This is a genomic window from Halorientalis regularis, assembly GCF_023698535.1.
Taxonomy (GTDB): domain Archaea; phylum Halobacteriota; class Halobacteria; order Halobacteriales; family Haloarculaceae; genus Halorientalis; species Halorientalis regularis.
Map to the genome: position 1 here is coordinate 84,594 of NZ_JALJCL010000016.1, position 18,323 is coordinate 102,916.

14 protein-coding genes and 3 pseudogenes are annotated in these 18,323 nt (G+C 57.1%); 7 read left to right on the forward strand and 10 right to left on the reverse strand.

Annotated features, from left to right (window positions below):
- The first annotated feature begins 102 nt into the window (after window positions 1-102).
- The 4 genes and pseudogenes from MU521_RS18275 (at window position 103) to MU521_RS18295 (ending at window position 5,351) form a co-directional block, all read left to right on the forward strand.
- Window positions 103-1,167, forward strand: a complete 1,065-nt coding sequence (locus tag MU521_RS18275) for a DUF3179 domain-containing protein (protein ID WP_092694366.1) — start codon at window positions 103-105, stop codon at window positions 1,165-1,167.
- Window positions 1,154-1,750 (forward strand): hypothetical protein, encoded by a 597-nt coding sequence (locus MU521_RS18280; protein ID WP_092694368.1) that lies wholly within the window; start codon window positions 1,154-1,156, stop codon window positions 1,748-1,750. Before MU521_RS18275 ends, MU521_RS18280 begins: the two co-directional genes overlap by 14 nt.
- A 120-nt stretch (window positions 1,751-1,870) precedes the next feature.
- A pseudogene (locus MU521_RS18285) lies at window positions 1,871-3,072 on the forward strand (MFS transporter).
- A gap of 152 nt (window positions 3,073-3,224) precedes the next feature.
- Window positions 3,225-5,351 carry a cupredoxin domain-containing protein gene (locus MU521_RS18295; RefSeq protein ID WP_092694370.1) on the forward strand — a complete coding sequence of 709 codons (2,127 nt, stop codon included), beginning with the start codon at window positions 3,225-3,227 and terminating at the stop codon, window positions 5,349-5,351.
- Between the two features lie 51 nt (window positions 5,352-5,402).
- Here MU521_RS18295 and MU521_RS21870 read toward each other — a convergent pair whose 3' ends face one another.
- The gene (locus MU521_RS21870) at window positions 5,403-7,685 is read right to left on the reverse strand and encodes a hybrid sensor histidine kinase/response regulator (protein ID WP_092694372.1); all 2,283 of its coding nucleotides are present in this window, start codon (window positions 7,683-7,685) and stop codon (window positions 5,403-5,405) included.
- 799 nt (window positions 7,686-8,484) lie between these two features.
- On the opposite strand from MU521_RS21870, the gene MU521_RS18310 reads away from it, so the two are divergent.
- Complete coding sequence (locus MU521_RS18310) at window positions 8,485-9,489, forward strand: tyrosine-type recombinase/integrase (protein WP_092694374.1); 1,005 nt, start codon at window positions 8,485-8,487, stop codon at window positions 9,487-9,489.
- Between the two features lie 68 nt (window positions 9,490-9,557).
- On the opposite strand, the gene MU521_RS18315 is transcribed toward MU521_RS18310, so the two are convergent.
- The gene (locus tag MU521_RS18315) at window positions 9,558-9,803 is read right to left on the reverse strand and encodes a hypothetical protein (protein WP_092694376.1); all 246 of its coding nucleotides are present in this window, start codon (window positions 9,801-9,803) and stop codon (window positions 9,558-9,560) included.
- A 1,545-nt stretch (window positions 9,804-11,348) separates the two neighbouring features.
- Between MU521_RS18315 and MU521_RS18325 the strand changes: the two are divergent.
- Window positions 11,349-11,456, forward strand: a pseudogene (locus tag MU521_RS18325) (IS6 family transposase); the annotation flags it as partial.
- Between the two features lie 122 nt (window positions 11,457-11,578).
- Window positions 11,579-12,637 (forward strand): outer membrane protein assembly factor BamB family protein, encoded by a 1,059-nt coding sequence (locus MU521_RS18330; RefSeq protein WP_092694378.1) that lies wholly within the window; start codon window positions 11,579-11,581, stop codon window positions 12,635-12,637.
- A 60-nt stretch (window positions 12,638-12,697) separates the two neighbouring features.
- Here the strand turns inward: MU521_RS18330 and MU521_RS18335 are convergent, their stop codons facing one another.
- The 8 genes and pseudogenes from MU521_RS18335 to MU521_RS18370 form a co-directional block, all read right to left on the reverse strand.
- Window positions 12,698-13,255 carry a hypothetical protein gene (locus MU521_RS18335; RefSeq protein WP_139171154.1) on the reverse strand — a complete coding sequence of 186 codons (558 nt, stop codon included), beginning with the start codon at window positions 13,253-13,255 and terminating at the stop codon, window positions 12,698-12,700.
- 478 nt (window positions 13,256-13,733) lie between these two features.
- Window positions 13,734-14,111, reverse strand: a complete 378-nt coding sequence (locus MU521_RS18340) for a hypothetical protein (RefSeq protein WP_139171155.1) — start codon at window positions 14,109-14,111, stop codon at window positions 13,734-13,736.
- A 95-nt stretch (window positions 14,112-14,206) separates the two neighbouring features.
- Complete coding sequence (locus MU521_RS18345) at window positions 14,207-14,707, reverse strand: hypothetical protein (protein WP_092694383.1); 501 nt, start codon at window positions 14,705-14,707, stop codon at window positions 14,207-14,209.
- A gap of 39 nt (window positions 14,708-14,746) precedes the next feature.
- A complete protein-coding gene (locus MU521_RS18350; RefSeq protein WP_092694385.1) occupies window positions 14,747-15,028 on the reverse strand; it encodes a hypothetical protein in 282 nt (93 codons plus the stop codon).
- A 14-nt stretch (window positions 15,029-15,042) separates the two neighbouring features.
- Window positions 15,043-15,630: a hypothetical protein gene (locus tag MU521_RS18355; protein WP_092694387.1), complete on the reverse strand. Its 588-nt coding sequence runs from the start codon at window positions 15,628-15,630 to the stop codon at window positions 15,043-15,045.
- Window positions 15,631-15,695: 65 nt separating this feature from the next.
- Window positions 15,696-16,508 carry a hypothetical protein gene (locus MU521_RS18360; RefSeq protein WP_092694388.1) on the reverse strand — a complete coding sequence of 271 codons (813 nt, stop codon included), beginning with the start codon at window positions 16,506-16,508 and terminating at the stop codon, window positions 15,696-15,698.
- Window positions 16,505-17,512 (reverse strand): ATP-binding protein, encoded by a 1,008-nt coding sequence (locus MU521_RS18365; protein ID WP_175452920.1) that lies wholly within the window; start codon window positions 17,510-17,512, stop codon window positions 16,505-16,507. The genes MU521_RS18360 and MU521_RS18365 overlap by 4 nt, the downstream gene beginning before the upstream one ends.
- A 688-nt stretch (window positions 17,513-18,200) precedes the next feature.
- Window positions 18,201-18,323: pseudogene (locus MU521_RS18370) on the reverse strand (IS630 family transposase); the annotation flags it as partial.

The window sequence follows — 18,323 nt, forward strand, 5'->3', positions numbered from 1 at the left end:
GGCGGCGCTGCATCCGAGCGGAACGTCTCCCGGGTGTGCCGTTATGTACCACGCCTGCACACTCGCTCAACCGTTAACCGGTCACCCCTCTTTATTTCGGGCATGCCCGCTTCGAGACGTGGATTCCTCGCCGCAGCCGGACTCACGGCAGTCGCCGGTTGCCTCGGCGATTCGGCCTCGAAAACGCCCAGCGGCCCGCTCTCCTTACCGACCGCGGACGAGCGGTTGCCGCTGCCAGCCTCACCCGAGCGGCTCCGGGATGCCGCCCGGTCGGGTGGCCCGTCGAAAGACGGGATCCCATCGATCGACGAGCCGCAGTTCGTGGGCCCGGACCGGGCCGGGTTCCTCGCGGACGGTGACCCGGTGTTCGGCGTCGTCCGTGACGGTGTGGCGAAAGCCTACCCGCAGAAGATCCTCGCACAGCACGAAATCGTCAACGACACGCTCGCCGGCACCCCGGTCAGCGTCACCTACTGTCCGCTCACCGGCACCGTCCAGGGGTTTGAGCGGGGGAACACGACGTTCGGCGTCTCCGGCCGGCTCATCAACAGCAACCTCGTCATGTACGACCGCCACACGGAGACGTGGTGGCCCCAGATGCTCGCCACGTCGATTCCGGGCCCCTGGAACGGCGACCCCGAGATCCGGTCGCTCCGGGAGTTCCGCCTGATCTGGACGACCTGGAAGCAGTGGCGGGACCAGAATCCGGAGACGCGGGTCCTCTCGACGGATACCGGGCACGCGAAAAACTACAGCCGTGATCCGTACGGCTCGTACAATCCGCGCAGGGGCTACTACGCGGACGACGACCTCCTGTTCGGGGCGCTCAACGGGAGCGACCGATTCGGCCCGAAGCGAGTCGTCATGGGGTTGCGGACGCCGAGCGGTGCGACCGCGTTCCCGAAAGACGCGCTCCGCTCGGCGGGGCAACTGCGCGGGAGTGTCGGCGAGACCCCGGTCCTCGCCATCTACGACGACCGCTACGACACGGCGTACGGCTATCTGAGTCCCGACGGCCGATCCTTCGAGCGGGACGGCAACCGACTGGTCGACGCGAACGGGACCGCCCACGAACCTGACGCGCTGCCCCTCTCCCGCGTCCACACGTTCGATTCGATGTGGTTCGCCTGGGCCGGCTACTACCCCGAGACCGATGTCGCCGAGTGAGCGCCGGTTCGGGAGCAGCGTCCGAACCGCGGTCTCGCGGACGCGGGCGGCGTCCGCACTGGTCGTCCGTCGACGCGATAGCCTGTCCGTGTTCGCCCTCGTCACCGGTCTCTATCTCCTCACGTACCTCTGGGCCATCGGCCACCTTGCACCGGGCCTCGGTGGGTTCGACCTGCTGGTCGTCGCCGACCCGCTCGGGAAGCTCCTGCGACCGGAACTCGGGCCGTTCTCCTTCACGCCGGTCGCCCGGGTCACCCTCGGTCCCGTGACATACCTCTTCTCGCTGAACACTCTCGTCGGGCTCGGGCTCGCCGCGCTGGTCGGCCTGAATCTGGCGCTGACGTATCTGGTCTGGCGTCAGCCAGCGGCCTGTGGCATCGGTCGTTCGTCGACGGGATTGCTCGCGGGCGTGCCGGCACTGCTCTCGGGCACGGCGTGCTGTGGGCCCGTCGTCCTGCTCGTGGTCGGCGTCCAGGCATCGGGCGTCCTCCTGACGGGCTTCCAGTTGCTCCTCCCGATGGCCGTGCTGCTGCTGGTCGGGAGTCTCGTCTTGGTCGGGCGACAGGTTACTGTCGAGGGGTGAGCGCAGGAGCGAGTACCCCCGGTAGTGGCGCCGGTAGAACCCGTCCACTCCGAGACTGCCGGTGGCGACTTACCCAAGGGTAACTGACACTTTTTGGCTGGTTGTGCTGAGCTACGGTCGATGGCCACCCGCAGACGGAACGTTCTCGTCATCGTCGCCGTCGCCGAGTTGCTCACGATGTCGCTGTGGTTCAGTGCGACGGCCGTCGCGCCCGAACTGGCGGCCAGCTGGGATTTGACCTCGACGGAGACGACCTGGTCGACCAACGCGGTCCAGTCAGGGTTCGTCGCCGGAGGCTTGCTCTCCTCGTTTTTCACACTGTCCGGCGTGATCCGACCGCGATACCTGTTCGCCGGCTCGGCCGTCGCTGGCGCGGTCTGTACCGCGCTCATCGCGGGCGTCGTGACGAGCGCATTGCCCGCAATCGGGCTCCGGTTGTGTACTGGCGTCGCGCTGGCCGGCGTCTACCCGCCGGGCATGACGATCCTCGCTGGCTGGTTCGAGGAGGGCCGTGGGTTCGCGATTGGGCTCCTCATCGGCGCGTTGACCGTCGGCTCGGCGCTCCCGCACCTCTTTCGCGGCGTCGGCGATCCGGAACTGGTCCTCTACGGCGCGGCGATCATCGCGACGCTGGGCGGCCTGTTGGCGCTGTTCGTCGAGCCGGGACCGCATCAAGCACCGGCAGCGCCGTTCGATCCCGGTGCTCTCGGCCGCATTCTGCGTGCCCGCCCGACGATGCTGGCCAACGGCGGCTACTTCGGGCACATGTGGGAGCTGTACGCCGTCTGGACGTGGATTCCGACGTTCCTGGCGGCCAGTCTGGCGGCGTCCGGATCCGCTGGGGCTGGTGCCGGACTCGGATCGCTGCTGGCCTTCGACACGATCGCGATCGGCGGTACCGGTGCCGTACTCGCGGGTTCGGCCGCGACCGCTGGGGTCGAACCAGCGTGACGAGCGTGAGCATGGCCGTCAGCGGTGCCTCCAGTCTCGCGGCTAGGTTCCTGTTCGGCGCTTCGCTGCTCGTCCTCGTCCCGTTCCTCCTGATCTGGGGGATCGCTATCGTGGCCGATTCCGCCCAGTTCTCGGCGGCCGTCTCCGAACTCGCAGAGGAATCCTACGTCGGCACGGCACTGACGCTCCAGACGGCCATCGGATTCTTGCTCACGACGGTCTCGATCCAGGCCGTGCCGATGATCGCGGAGTTCGTCGGCTGGCAGTGGGCGTTCGCACCGCTGGCGGTCGGCCCCATCGTCGGCACCGTGTCGATGCTCACGCTCAGGGGACCCTCGGCAGCGACCCGGCTCGCGGACGGCAACAAGTGACGTGAACCGTGTGGGTGTCCTCGGGTTCAAGGAGCGGACCATGGGTAACGGTCCCAGCGCAGTCACAGACCGTGGCGGTAACCAGTCAGTAACGGTCTCACTCTGAGGTTCGGAGGGCTTCATTAGTTCCTTCCATCTCGGTTCGGCACGTGATGAAAGAGCTAGATCGACGAACTGTCTTGCGACTCGGTGGTGTCAGTGCGATAGGTGCCCTGGCCGGGTGTTCGGGTGGCCAATCCGACGGGACCCCGACCGGTACAGGTACGGGAACGCCCACGTCCGGCGGGAACGCCCCACCGGGTGCCGACCAGATCGGTGGACCGAACGACCTCAGGACCGAGGTCGAGGTGACCGCAACCCGGCTTGACAGCGATCAGGGCGCGGGCCAGAACGTGTTCACGCCCGCCGTCGTGTGGCTCGAACAGGGTGGCACCGTCACGTGGGTCAACGCCGGCGGCAGTCACTCGGTCACGGCCTATCACCCCGACAACGACCGCCCACAGCGGGTGCCCGACGGGACGAACGCGTTCGACTCCGGGACGCTCTCGGCCGGGCAGGAGTTCGAACGGACCTTCGAGACCCCCGGCGTGTACAACTACTACTGCACGCCCCACGAGGGGCTGGGCATGGTTGGCCTCGTCATCGTCGACGGCGCCCAGGGTGGCCCCGGGACGACCGAGCCCTCGGACCTCGGGAGTTCTGCGGCCAGCCAGAACCTCACCCGCCTGCTGAACGCCGCCGGAATCACGGGCGGTGGGACAGAGACGGGGACCGGCCAGCAGTACGCCTGGCAGGACGCCACCATCGACTCGTACTGGTACTCGCTGTACAACATGAGTACCAACATCGCCATGAGCGGTAACGGCGTCCAGTTCCCGCACAACGAGCGACAGCAGGACGCGTTCGAACGGCGCGTGCCCGCGATGCTCCAGCACGCCGACGTGGACCAGCCGCCGATCAAAAATCCGAACCTGAACATGGCGGCGTTCACCGAGGGAGACCCGCACTTCACCCAGCAGCCAGTCCTGTCCGGGGACGACGGGCGGCCGGACGCGTCGACGCTCACCTGGGACATGTCCCAGTCCTCCGGCGTCGTCAGTCCCTCCTCGCTCGCCTGGACGCACCTCAAGGGCGTCACGTGGGCGAAGAACTTCCAGAACCACTTCGACATCCTGCCGACCCAACTCGCCCCGAAGTTCCGCGCCCAGATGCTCACGACGCTCGCACAGATCGGTATCAGGGCCACACTCGTGGCGGGTGGCCCCGAGGGCAACGGTGCGCTGACCAAGGGCGACTCGATGGAACTGGTCTCTCAGTTCAGACCCAGCGACGGCACGGTCGTCGACGACACGGCGCGACCGAACCACCACGCCGCCATGCTTTGGTTCCTCTCGGACCTGAACAGTCTCGTACAGAACGGCTGGTTCGGCTACGTCAACCCCGAACCGCTCATTCCCGCGGCGAATGTCCAGCAGTTGACCGACGGCATGGGTCGAACGACGATGAACCTGTTCGGCCCCGGCGACGTGGTTTCCAGCGGGTCGACGCGGGACCTCGGGCAGATGCTCGGTGCCGTCGCGTGGTTCGGGACGCAGGCCGGCAGCAGTGACCTCCAGTCCCGGGCGACGACCTACACGAACGAGCTGGCCGGCGAAGTCGAGACCCACCTCGAGTCGAACGGCCGACTCGCAGACGGTGGAGACAATCAGGCAGCGACCCAGGGCGTCGTCGCGCAGGGACTGCTGTGGGCGTCGGAACTCGACGGCGTCGACCACACCGACACGGCCGAGTCGTTGCTCGATCACCTCTTCGGGACCCTCTGGGACGACGAGGCCGGCACGTTCGCCAGCGGCACCGAGGCCTCGACCTATCGGATCACGGCGCGGGACGCCGCGGATATCACTGGCGGTGTCAACGCCGCGGAGACCCTGCTCGACCGTGACGTGAAGTCCCAGTACGCGCGCTTCTTCGATCAGATCTTCAACCGCGGCCGACTCCAGCGCGCCGAGCGTCCGCCCAGCCGCGACGGGAGCGCGGAGTACACGCTCCCCCTGCCCCCGAACGCCGGCGGCGAACACGGCCAGGCGGCCGTCTACAACACCGCCGTCGAATACGACACGGGGGCCGACGAGTGGTCGGTCACCGACGATTCTTTCCGGACAGCCTGGGCGCTCTATCTCTCGAATCAGGACATCTGGGTCAGCCAGTGGAGCGGGGACTTCTATCAGGGCCGTGGCGTCCCCGGTCGGAGCGAAACACCCCAGACAGAGATACAGTAATCGACACCGATATCGAAATATTTCGACCACTCTATCGCACGGTACGCGTCGTTACCCGTCGTCTATTTCGACTCCAATAAACTCGAAGCGAGCGCCACCGTCTGCTCCGTCGACCACCGCAACTTCCCAGCCGTGAGCTTCTGCGATCCGTTTGACTATCGTCAGTCCAAATCCTGTGCCATCCGACGCTGACGTATGGCCGGGCTCGAACACTACATCTCGCTCTGCTTCGGGTATCCCTGGCCCCGTGTCTTCGACATAGATTCCGTCGTCAGCGGTCCGGCCAACTCGGACAGTCAACCCCGTTCCGCCGTGTTCCATGGTGTTCCGAAACAGATTCTCGAACACGTGTCGAAGCCGACTCCGGTCGCCGACGATCGTAACCGCGTCCGCAACTTCGATTCTGGCCTCGTCCGTCGACACAGTTTGCCAGCATTCACGAACCAGTTCCGCCAGTTGTATGCGTTCTGTCTCCGCGACGACGCTGCCCTGCCTCGCGAGTGTGAGTGTGTCAGAGATGATATTTTCCATCCGGTCGAGCGCCTGTTCGATCGGCGGGAGGTGCTCGCTGTCAGTCTCTTGTACCAGGGCTTCTGTCCTCGCCTGTGCGACGTTCAGCGGATTGCGCAGGTCGTGGCTGACGATGCTGGCGAACTCTTCTAACCGCTCGTTTTGCTGTTCGAGCTCCGTCTCTCGGATCTGAAGTTGTTGCTGCTTGCTGATGCGCTCCAGCGCGGCTTCGGTATTCGCGGCCAGCAACCTCGCGAACTCGATATCAGTCTCCTCGAACGCGTTCGTTTCAGTCGACGAAATAATAAACACCCCATGGTCAGCCAGGGGCAGATGCATTTCGCTTCGCACCGGTGTCTCCGTATTGTACACCTCGTCGGCTTCGTCGATGTTATTGTGTATTTTTGCCTTGCCGGACTGGAACGACTGCCAGGCGATTCCCTCGTCGATGACCGGCACCTCGTCGAACAACTCCTGGCTTGCATCAGACACTGCGGCTGGAGCCAACCCATTCGCGGCCTCGTCGTAGAAGTGAATTCCGTTGAGCTGGAAGTCGAGAACGTCGACGGCCGTTTGGCTCGCCGTCGTAGCCACCTGCTGAGTCGTCTCGGAGTCTAGCAGTTCACGAGTTGCTCTATGGAGAGTGCTCAACTGCTGCCCTCGACGTTTGATCTGCTGTTTCCGTTCCTGTTGTTCGGTAACCTGCCGGCTGCTCACGAGAATGCCGTTGATCGCGTCGTTGTCCAATCTGTTGGCGAGCGTCGATTCGATCCAGCACCACGACCCATCGGCCCGTCGGAATTTCGTCCGAATCGTTTGCGGTTCCGTCGGATCACTCAGAACGCGTTCGATGGCGTCTGCAACCGCCCCGCTGGTTTCCGGTGGTTGGTAGCCAAATCCGTTCTCGCCGATCAGTTCCTGCGGTTCGTACCCGAGGACACGCTCTACGGCAGGACTCACGTATTTAATCGTACCGTCCGGAGCGATGATGGTTGCAATGTCGTCAAGATGTTCGACGATCTGCTGGTAGCGTTCCAGTTCCCGTTCTCGGCGCTTTCGCTCGGTGATGTCTGTCAACGAGAAGACGACACTCTCGACAGCACCCTGACCGTCGAACAGTGGTGCACCACTCACCGAGAGTACTTTCTCGGACCCGTCTGGCCACTGTATCGAGTGCCGGTAGTCGTATATCGGTTCCCCAGAATCCCAGACCTGTCGGAAGGGGAGTTCTTCGTCCGGGATGGGGTCCCCATCCAGATCTTTAATCTCCCAGTCGGGGTCATTGTACGCCCGCCCGGTCACCTCCGACTGTTCCAGGCCGAGGACTTCTTTCGCCCGTGGGTTCGCATAGGTGAATCGTCCGTCGTCGTCCAGCCGGACGACACATCCAGGAAGGGTCTTGAGAATCGATTCGAGACCATCCGGTCCGATGGTCGTGGACGCGTCCGCTACAGCGTCCTCTATCGCCCGGGCTAAAACCGTATGCTGCTCGGTATCCTCACCCCGCTGCACGTAATCCGTGGCGTCTGCCGAGACTGCGGCAGCAGCGACGTCTTCGCTGCCACTGCTCGGATAGAGCACGAACGGGAGATCCTGATAGCGTTCTCGAACCGCTTCGAGGAATTCGATCCCGTCCGTTTCCGCGAGGTGGTACGCCGAGACGACACAGTCGAATCGACTAGTGCGGAGTTGGCCCATGCCCTCACCCGAGGTCGGTGCGATCGTGACTGCAAAGCGGTCGTTTTGTCCTTCGAGAGCGGTCGCAACGGTCTCTGCGAAGTCAGTCTCGCTACAGGTGAGAAGGACTCGAATAGGCACGGGCATTGATCCTTTATATGTAATCTAGTAGTTGCAGACACAGGAGTGTTTCCATTGGTCATTTTACCGCCGCTGACCGACGAATGTGCGGATTCGAGCTCGCTCCGCTCGACGGCAGGCCAGCCACACTGAACGATCATCGAGCGACTTGACGACGCGGTCGTCGTCGATGATCGCGTCCCTCATCCATCTCTTCATTACCCTGGTTTTGGGACCGCCGGAGTCGGCCAGTAGTAGTGACACAGAGGGTGGTAGGGAACCGTCGACGGACCGCTCACTCACGCCCACTCACCCCCGAAACACTCCGGGTTGCCACAGAACTCGTAGTGTGGCCGGTACGGTACCGCCGACACCGTAGTGAACTCCCCGTTTCGGTTCTGCTCCCACAGGCCGGCCGCGGCTCGTCGCGCTCTGGATCGGGTCGGTGCAGGGTGTCGGCGTACTGTGAGCGGTTCCGAACCGTCGTCTCCGGGACTTCGGACCCGGAAGCGGCGGATTTGCTCACGCCGAACACCCCGTTTCGGCCGCTCGGTTGTATTGACTCACCGGCAGACGGCGGCGGGCCGCAGTTGGTCCCCAATCGAACCCGATTTCAGGGACCGATTTCGACAGCGGCGAACAGGCCGAAAGTGCGCGCAGCAGACGCTTTACCGGCTGTTCGGTTTTGTATTCGCTCCGTGCCGCAACAAGATGGGCGCTGCAGGCGCTTGTTCGAGTGTCGAACGGACTTGCTTTCGGCCGACTGACGGACTCTGGCGCTAAGATTCAGAGGGGTGTTTCGGACCGTGGTTGTCTACAAAAAACAATGAGCCTCGAACCCATCGATCCAGAGACCGCACTTGAGCTATATCTCGCCAATCGCGAAACCGAGATCAGCCAAGCCACCTACTACTCACACAACTCACGCCTTGGACACTTCGTTCACTGGTGTGATGAGCAAGAGATCATAAATCTAAATGAATTGACCGGCCGGCAGCTCCAACACTACCGACTCTGGCGGCGGAATGACGGCGATCTCTCGCCGGTCACCGAGAAGACTCAGATGGACACGCTGCGAGTATTTATTCGCTGGCTAGAATCGATTGATGGTGTACCGGAGGACCTCAGTACAAAGGTACTCTCACCAGAGATTACACCAAGTCAGAACGCCCGCGACGTTATGTTAGATCATGAACAAGCGACAGCAATTCTAACCCACCTAGAAAAATACGAATATGCTTCGCTTGAGCACCTCACCGTTGCTCTTCTCTGGCACACGATGATGCGTATCGGGTGTGCACATGCTCTCGACGTTGAAGATTATCACTCTAACGAGCAGTATCTAGAGATTCATCACAGGCCAGAGACTGAAACCCCAATAAAGAATCAGCAAGACGGTGAACGACTCGTTGCTTTGTCGCCGTCAGTCTGTGAGTTGATCAACGACTGGCTCAATAATAAACGTCCATTTGTCACCGACAAATACGGTCGTGAACCACTTCTTACCACTGAGCAGGGTCGAGCGAGTATCTCAGCGCTTCGATCTTACGTCTACTGCTGGAGTCGACCCTGTTGGTATGGACAACCATGTCCTCACGATCGCGATCCGAAGCAATGTGATGCAATGAGACGAGATAACGCCTCAAAATGTCCATCGTCAATAAGCCCTCATGCGATTAGACGAGGCAGCATCACTCACAGCCTAGGCAAAGATATGCCAGAGAAAGTCGTGAGTGACCGGACGAACGTAAGTCAGGCTGTCATTGATCAGCACTATGACCAGCGGACAGAGAGGGAGCGGATGGAGCAACGGAGGGAATTTCTGGAGTAAATCACTTTCCGAAGTGGGTTGATGTATACCTAAATGATAGTTATTTATAATATTTGGCACAATTATTCTCAGATTCGATTGAACTCCCGAAGTTTGTCCCCAACCTCTTCTATGAACCTCTCGATTGGGTCTATACGAACAGATCCAAACATCGACCCATACCCATCCCAGTGGTTGGCGTAGCGAACATAGACTCCACCCTCAACACCCATTCCCTTGTTAGTATCATACGACTTATACCGTTGAATCACACCTAAGACAAGGACCTCATCGTACCTGTCATGTTGAAATACGTAATCCGGTTCTATCTTCATACGTTGCATTCTTAACCATTTAACTTAATCAATTGCCAATAGACTTGTCTATCAAATTCTTTTCAACAAGAGATTAGGAGAGAGTCATAGAAGACTTCCCCCACCCCTACAAGAATCGCTCACTACAGAGAAACGAGGTAACGAGTCCTTCGAGTATCTGACCTATATCTGCCAAGAATGCCGTGCAAGATACAGAGGCTATATTACACAGAAACACAATCACGCGGGCTACGATGCAGTCGGCTACTGGGCCAGTGCCACCGAAAAGCGCCTGCGCAGACACTACGACCAGTCTGGTAATGAGGAAGACAAGGAGCGGTATCGCGACGAAGTCGCCAAGAAAGGAGACAACGGGAATCCGGGTACCAAAGGTCCACAAGAGTTCTACCGACTCACGACGGACGCTCGAACGCTCTTCGGCCAAAATGGGCTGTTCCCGTAGAACGCATGGCGCCGTCAGTACGATCGAGTATAGAAGACCCGTGAGATAATCAAACTTGAAGAGTTAGCTCGACCGGAGTTGGATTGAAAAGCTATAGTCCCGGTTTCTGCTGGTGTCCTTACCGATTTATAGAGCACAACCGTCCGTCTTGGTGGGGGATTGAGAAGTTAGCAGGCCGTAGCGGGAGGGGCCCATGACCGTCTCAGAATTGCTCAGTGAAATTCTGGAGGGGAAAGTTAAGACGTTTGGGAGAACGAGCGCACCCCGACACCCGTCCAGCGGCTTGGAGTGCGTCTCCACACGGCCGGAGCTGACGATCGGGGGCGGTGGCCATCTAAGACCTGCTGGGATAAATCGATCATTTCGGGTGAACTGGGAGTGGAGGCATTGGCTGGTTGACAGCAGGTTGAGCCAGCTGACGTTCACAAGAGAGATGCTCCTTTGCAAATAACCCGGGGTTGACGGCTTCTGGTGACGCCGAAGCGGTCGTGGATCACGGTCGATGAAGCCACTGTCAAATTAACGGCGAGCGATGCTGTGTCTACGCGGCGATCGACCTTGAGATGATGCTAATGCTTGATATCGACATATTCATCTGTCACGTCACCGGTCCAGCAGCATCGTCTGCATCGGCTCACCGAGAGACACGATATTGAGGACTCTTCTCGTTGATAGCTACGGCCCTCAACTGCCCTCGCTCGCTTCGGATTGAGAGATAGGCGGAACAACTCAGTACCTCACAAAGCTAGTTAGCCAATATTACAGTAATTTCGGAGCTATTTACTGTAATACGGATCTATGAGAGGCTATGCCGCCAGAATGACACCTCACGATTACGGTTTCTGACGAGGTGTTTCAGCAGGTTCTTGCTGTGATGACTGAGTACGAATGTGACAGTGTAGCCGACTCGGTGCCGACCGCGTCGGCGATCGCACTCAGCCGAGATGAAGCTGAACTCGCACAGATCCTCGCTGATCAGCTTGCTGCATAACTTAAAAACCGCAAGACAGTGGTGGCTACCGTATAGGACGGATAAATTACGGTAATATCATTCAAATTACTTTGTGAGGTACTGATACTGTCCGAAACCACATCAAAGAGGGTTTCAGACCCATAAAGTACGGTCCGACCGCTTCCATACCAGCTGGGTTGGCAGTCGGCAGGCCGTCAGAGAATGGTGTCGTCAGTTTCGTCGGTATTACAACCGTTAGCGGCCGAACCAGGCGTTAGATGACTAAACCCTTGCGTGGCTTATACAGGCAGTACGCAGAACCCTATTATGATATGATGCTTTTCAAAAAGATAATGTGTATATCTGCATAAACAACTGGTTATGGTTGACAGGCCCATTCGAATGAGAAACCCCACTCACAGATTTGAGCCACAGACCGGATTATCTACAGAACCTGAAATAATTTGGTCAATACCCTGCCCAGACCAGATAAATTCTATTGCAGTCTGGGATAGTATTGTCTATATCGGAACTATCCGTGGCCATATTATGGCGATTGATCGATATGATGGAAGTGAAAAATGGTGTTTTCAGCCGGGGATCGGCATTGCATCTGTTCCAGCAGAATCTAATAATAAGATCTATGTTGGTGATTCTGATGGATCAATTTTTGCTATAAATAAATTTGACGGCGATATTATTTGGGATTTTGACACGCAGTCAGGTGTAACGTCATCACCTGCAATTGTTGAGGACACTTTATATATTGGAAGTTCCAATCATTCACTCTATGCACTAGATTTAGAAGAAGGTACAGTTCGATGGAAGTATAAGACAAATGACTGGATATTGTGTGGACCAGCGGTGGTTGACGGATCTGTTTATTTTGGAAGCAAGGATGAATCTGTTTATGCTTTAGATTCTGATGATGGCTCAGTCCAATGGACATCTGATGTCAATGAGTGGATAATAGACTCTTCTCCAACAGTAACTAATGATACTGTGTATATCGGAACTTACGGCGGTTCAATAACCGCATTGGATGCCGAAGATGGGAGCATCAAATGGCGGGTTGATACTAATGCTGAAGTGCAATCATCGCCAGCAGTTGTCGACAACAGAGTTTTTGTAGGTTCATACGACAGTTCGCTGTATACAATAAATAAGGATAGCGGAGAGGTGATCTGGCGATATGAAACAGATGGAGAAGTGAGATCATCTCCTTGTGTTGTTGACAATATCGTATATTTCGGCAGCCGGGATGGGAATATTTATGCCTTAGATTCAAATGATGGCTCTGAACAGTGGAGATACGAAACTGAAGAGGCCATCAATACGTCCCCAGTAGTGATAGATGGCGCTCTCTACTTTGGCAATCATAATGGGTCTCTATATGCACTTGGCCATCCTTCGTTGGTTAAGGCCCCATCCACTAATTAGAATATAACACTATATTCTGACAACCTTGCCTTTTCGGTATTTTCACCGACTCATTTGTACTCATCGACGACGGTCTTGCTGTAGGGATTCCTCTGCTTCCTCAAGTCCATCACGTACATCTTCTTCTGTGACTTGTCGTTGAGAGCTTGTCTTTGATCTACTTCCTGAACCCGATAAAGAAGCAAGCAACGTGAATATAACCACAACTATAGCGACAGTCCCACCTACAAAAGTAGAGAAAATATTGAACTCAGGAATGGAAGATTTGGTGTCTGAATCACCTTTCCCATCTCCACCTGCTGCCCCCAAACCCTCTTCTGTCAGATTTTCGGAGCCGGATTCTGTCTTTTTGCTTGCTATCACTTCAATATCATCCCACCATACGATATCCACCCCTGCATCAAGTCGGAGTTTCGAAAAGTCGGACTCGGCAGGCTGACGCGGCTTGCTGATGGTCCCTCGAGAGTCGCCATTAATCGTGTAGGTGAGTTCAACCGTCTCTCCCGACCGATCGTACTCGACGACGAGTTCGTTCCACGTTCTCTCGGCGTACTCACCAAGCGGTTCCGAGCCAGGGCCACGTACAGTTCTGTCCGTAGTGAGTTCAACGAGTGTCACCGACTCCGATTCCCCTGCGTGGAGCGACAGTCCCGCTCTCTTCGACGTACAGCCGTCCTCCCCCCGGTCGGTCGGAAACACATACACTTGGAAACGGGCCCAAGTGCGCCCCTGAAGATCTAGCTCATGACTTGCGCTAACCGAGGAACACGAGTCGTCACTCCCAAACATCCCGAAGATTTTCGATCCTGCCACCGAGTTCCCTCCATCGGGAACGACGACCCTTGCGACTCCTGTTCCCGATTTCGTCCAGCCGGACGGCCGAGTCCGTTCGGGAGCGCTCTCAAAGCTCTCTTGGAGAATCCGTTCTGTTCCCTGCGTTGCACTGCCGATGTTCGATGCAGATCTGAGTGCTATTACGGAGGTGGAGGCGACTGTCAGCAGTCGCCGGCGGCTAATCCTGTCGGCCATCGTTTGTGTGGATTTCAGTCGTGAATAGCGCGTGTCTCATCATCTCGTGGTTTTCAGGGACACTCTGCTACCGCAGGTGGCCGATGTCGACGTTGACACCGGGGCCACCGAACGAATCAACGCCGACACCGTCCCCGTCTGGCGTGTTAAAGACGTTGTGTCCGTCAATTACTGGAAGGATGAACGCCTTGAAACCGTCATTGGTTCCGTAATACGCGACCTCCTCTTGGACCGTCTCGCGTGAGGGCGATGTAAGCTCGTAAAATCCGCTAGTATATGAGATGTCGAGTACCCACTCGTCGACGATGCGATTCTGCTGGTCAACAATTACGAACCACACTTCGTCAAGCCGCTCCTGGTCAAGCCCCATCTCAAAGATGTTCTCCAAGACATCACGGTTGTTCTCAAGGAAGTCGTGTTTGACACCCGACTCTAGTCGGATCAACGAATACAGCTGCGCAATTTGGTTCTGTACCAGGGTCTTTGAATGGGCTTTCGTCGTTTGCTGGGTGTTAGTCCCAGTGTTGCTGAAGTTATGTGTCATTGAATGTGTTCAAGCCAGGTGAGGTCGCACTGTCGGTGTTTATCGTGTTCGTTAGCAGATTCTGGCGGGTTTCGAGGGGTCGTCTTCGCCCATCCGCCCAGGGAAGGTGATTCCTGTCCGAGGTCGTTTTCGCTCGTAATTCCGAGGAGAATCCGATAGTTGACTGACGACGGGAGAGAGTTGAGCGCCTGCAACTGCGTGGCAACCTCCTCACGGTACTGGTTGAATCTCGCTGCCGGTCGTTTTTCCGGGTCATACGGTGAAACCCTCTCGATTGTGAGATCGAACCACTCGATTGCAGTGATGTCGGTCTCCATATCGAAGACCTCAATTCGCGCTGTCTGTAGATGCCGAGAAGCCAGGTACGACCAGACCGCCATCTCGATAGGGTCGCGCATATCCGCGATCTCGTCGGTATTTAGGGAGCGCGTTTCGATATACCCGAACAGGACATTGACAGAGGAGTTGCTGACATAGCTTATCCTATCTAGATTCATCGGCAACCTCACCGAGAGACGATGCCACGACATCCTCGCTTACGATGTCTCCTCCGTCCCTGGCGACCCACCGCCGGCCCCACTGCCACTCCCTGTCACCTGATCGTCGATTTCGCCGAGATCCATGACGCCGTCTTCGCGGGTCATCCGGTCAGCGTCCGCGAGGTTCTGGATGGTCGGTGGGCTCTCGCTGTATTCGTAGCCGAGTTGTTCGATTGCGTCAACGACTTCATCGCCCTTTTGGTACACGTCGTTGGGATGTGCGCCGTCGATTTCGACTTCGTGCTCGTCGCCGTCGATGGTGAATTTGACTGTTGGCATTACCTGGAACCTCCTTAGCGAATCCACAGACTAGCGTCAGCGTTGATCGGCCCGGTGTTGACCGCGTCACCAAGGTTTTTCTTGTTCAGGTGGTCCGTTGACCGGGCAGACGTTGATGACCAACCGTCGACATCCGGTTTCGGTTGGCCGAGGTCGTTCTCTGGTGCACACCAGATGAGGACGCGGTAATCGACGTTCGAAGGGAGCGAGTCGAGGTCCTGTAACTGCTCCATAACGTCTTTGCGATACTGGTTGAAGTCCTTTTCTTCTATCCGCTGTAACTCCGATTGCGAGAGCTCTTCCGGGTCCTTGATCTCGTACGTGAGGTCGAACCGTTCGATAGCCTCGTCGGACTTGCTAGCTCCCTCCTCATACACCTCGATCGATACCTTCCGCAGGTGGCGCGTATTGATGTACGTGTATAACGCGCTCTCGAGTTTCTCCCGTTTGCTTGAGATCCGGTCCGTCCCCAGCCCACGTGCCTGGGCGTAATCGAACAAGAACCCGACGGTGGACGAAACGACAAAGTTTGCTGTCTGTGTCCAAGTCGTATGCGTAACCTTTGCGCCGACGTCTGTGTGCACTCCCGATTTACTGGCCATGAGTTACCTCCACCGTATCGCTTCGTCGTCTATTCGCCTCGCCGATAGGGATACTACGCCACATCTCAGGCCGCCCTCCGTTCGACTCGCCAGTACACTGTCTCCTCTTCGTACTGGCCTGGGTCGATATTGTCATCAATGGCCGTCGAGTACTGCTTGTCCTCGTACAGGCCGATTTCGGCGTCATGCACGTCGTACGACTGCTTGAGATCGGCGACGACAAATCCCATCGTCCGATCGCGCGGCAAATCGACGGTTTCCTTCTGACCTTCTGGTCCGATAAGTGAGACGGTTACAGGCCCTGTACCGGTCGATCCACCGTCACGGCCGTCTTTCTCGTCTTGCTGGCCCGACCGGTCGTTCTTCGGTGGTGGCGTGGGCTCGGGTTCGGACTCCGACTTTGGTTCTGGTTTTGATTCGCTGTCTTCCTTGAGGGATACGCCCTCGATTTCGACGTTTCCGGTCGTCGTCGAGAGGTCGATGTCGCGATCCAGCAGGCAGTAGATTGTGAGTTCGTCCCCATTGTTGAGGATGGGAAGCGCATCCGGGCTCGGGACAGTAAGATCGCGCTCGTCGCCGAGTTCATACGTGATGTCTACGCGAATCACTCCCTCATCACCGGTGACGACGATCGCGTTGAGCGCCTGCTGAGTCGAGATCGAGAACCACCAGTCCTCGTCTAGGGGGTCAGACAGCAGCGCCTTCTCGACATCGCTGGCGTCCCGTCCTGCTGCCTCAACGGTATTCGTGATGAGTTCCGTGACCTCCTCCTGGAGGAGACGATACGGTTGGGCTTCCAGTTGATCGTACAGTGCGGTGCGATTGTCGACAATGGTGTCGATGTCAATATCATTGGTTCCGGTCATGTCGTTGCTCATTCAATAGATCCCTCCTGGTCGTTGGCGTCGCTTGCCTCGTTTGGCTGGTCGGGGGTCACTCCGAGCTGGATGTAATCATTGCCAGCGCTGTCGAGCATCTCCCGTTTGTGTTCGAACTCACGGAGCAACTGGTCTACTGAGAGCGTTGACGGATTCCGGACCGTCGACGCCTCCCGGGCGAGTGCCGAAAGGACACTCTTCCGCATTCGCCGTCCGGAGAAGCCGGCTGAAAGCGTGACCAACGTCTCCAATTGTTCATCCGTTGGCGACAGTTGCGTCTCGAACGTCTCCTTGAGGCTGGCCAAGATGTCTTCGAGGATCTGCCGCCGATGTTTCGGATCCGGATTGCCAACGTAGATCTGCTCGTCCGTGCGGTCCACGAACGCGCTGTCGACGGCGCCTGGCTGGTTAGAGGTCGCGATTACGTAGATATTGTCGAGTTCAGATAACGCATCCAGACAATCGAGGGCAGTGTTGACCGCGCGGATGGCGTCCATCGGGTCAGTGTCACCGAGCAACCCGCGGTTCGCGAACAGTGACTCGACCTCGTCTAGCAGTACGACCTGGTAGGTGTGGCCCCGCTGACCACCTTTTATTACCCGGTCAAATGCCTCCTCGACAAGTTTCGGCGTATCGCCGTGGTCACTCGAGAATAGGTTCCGAACCTCGATTTGTTTGAACACGACGCGCTCAAGTCCAAGTGCCTCGCGGTCGATTTTCTCGGCAAGTTTGTAAGCCGCGCCCTTTGCGAGCGTGGTCTTTCCTGTTCCAGGTGGTCCAGACAGCAGGACTGCACCGTGCCGGCTGAGGGTCATCTGATCAAACGACGCTGCCTGTAATTTTTGTTCCAGTAAACCGTAGTTGATTAGCTTCTGTTTGTCATTCTCGTCGATGTATATTCTATTCCAGTTTTCTTCCCAGTCAACCTCAGAGAGGTCGTACCGACGGACGAAATCTGCCCCCGATACGTCTTCTTCATCAGAACGCGTGGCCCCACTAGCCATATTGCTTAACATGGATTGACACCAATTAATATCTTAGGGTGCCAAATCTGGAGATAACCCTTATACATAAGAACCAATACCTAAAAATCACCCCGGTGTGCTCGCCAATCATAAATAATAAAACATAAACCACACTCAAAAATAGATTCTATATGACCTCTTCTCTGAGCCTTTTTGCGATGTGGTCGCTCGTTACAGTTGCTGGAGATGCTACCCAGGATTACGCAAAGGCACTCCTGTCATTGGATCCTATAACTTTCATTAGAGGCGAATATCTCGCCGCGCACGGGGTCGGGTATTCGATCCTTGCTCTCTACTACTTGTTTAAAGCCTTATGGAGATCCGGGTTGGCAGCCATGCGCGGTCACGGAGAATCTGGATCACGGGCGATTGCGAAATTGTTGAGCAATTCAATACTCTCGATTATTGCCCTCATTACGAATTTTGTCATCCTGGTGGGTCCAGCGTATCTTTTGTGGGAACTGCTCATCACAGCCGATCCGGTTGTCCTACCTCACAACCTTGTCTATGGATTCCGAACTCTTGTTAATATGATTATTAATATCATATCTTTTCTTCTTATCATCCTTGTAATTTGGTTCTTCGTTGAGGAGTTTACTTCAGGGAAAAACCAGGTATTTGAGCTGGAAGACTTTCATCAGAATCATATAACGAAACAGACTGATACTCAAGGACATAAGTACGTGAAGATATTCGGAGGCTCGATGTCATCAAGCGCAATGAGTGCAGCCTCACGAAGTTCATCTAATGTGTCGAAGAGACGGTTTCCAAGAGACTGATCGAGCCGTCG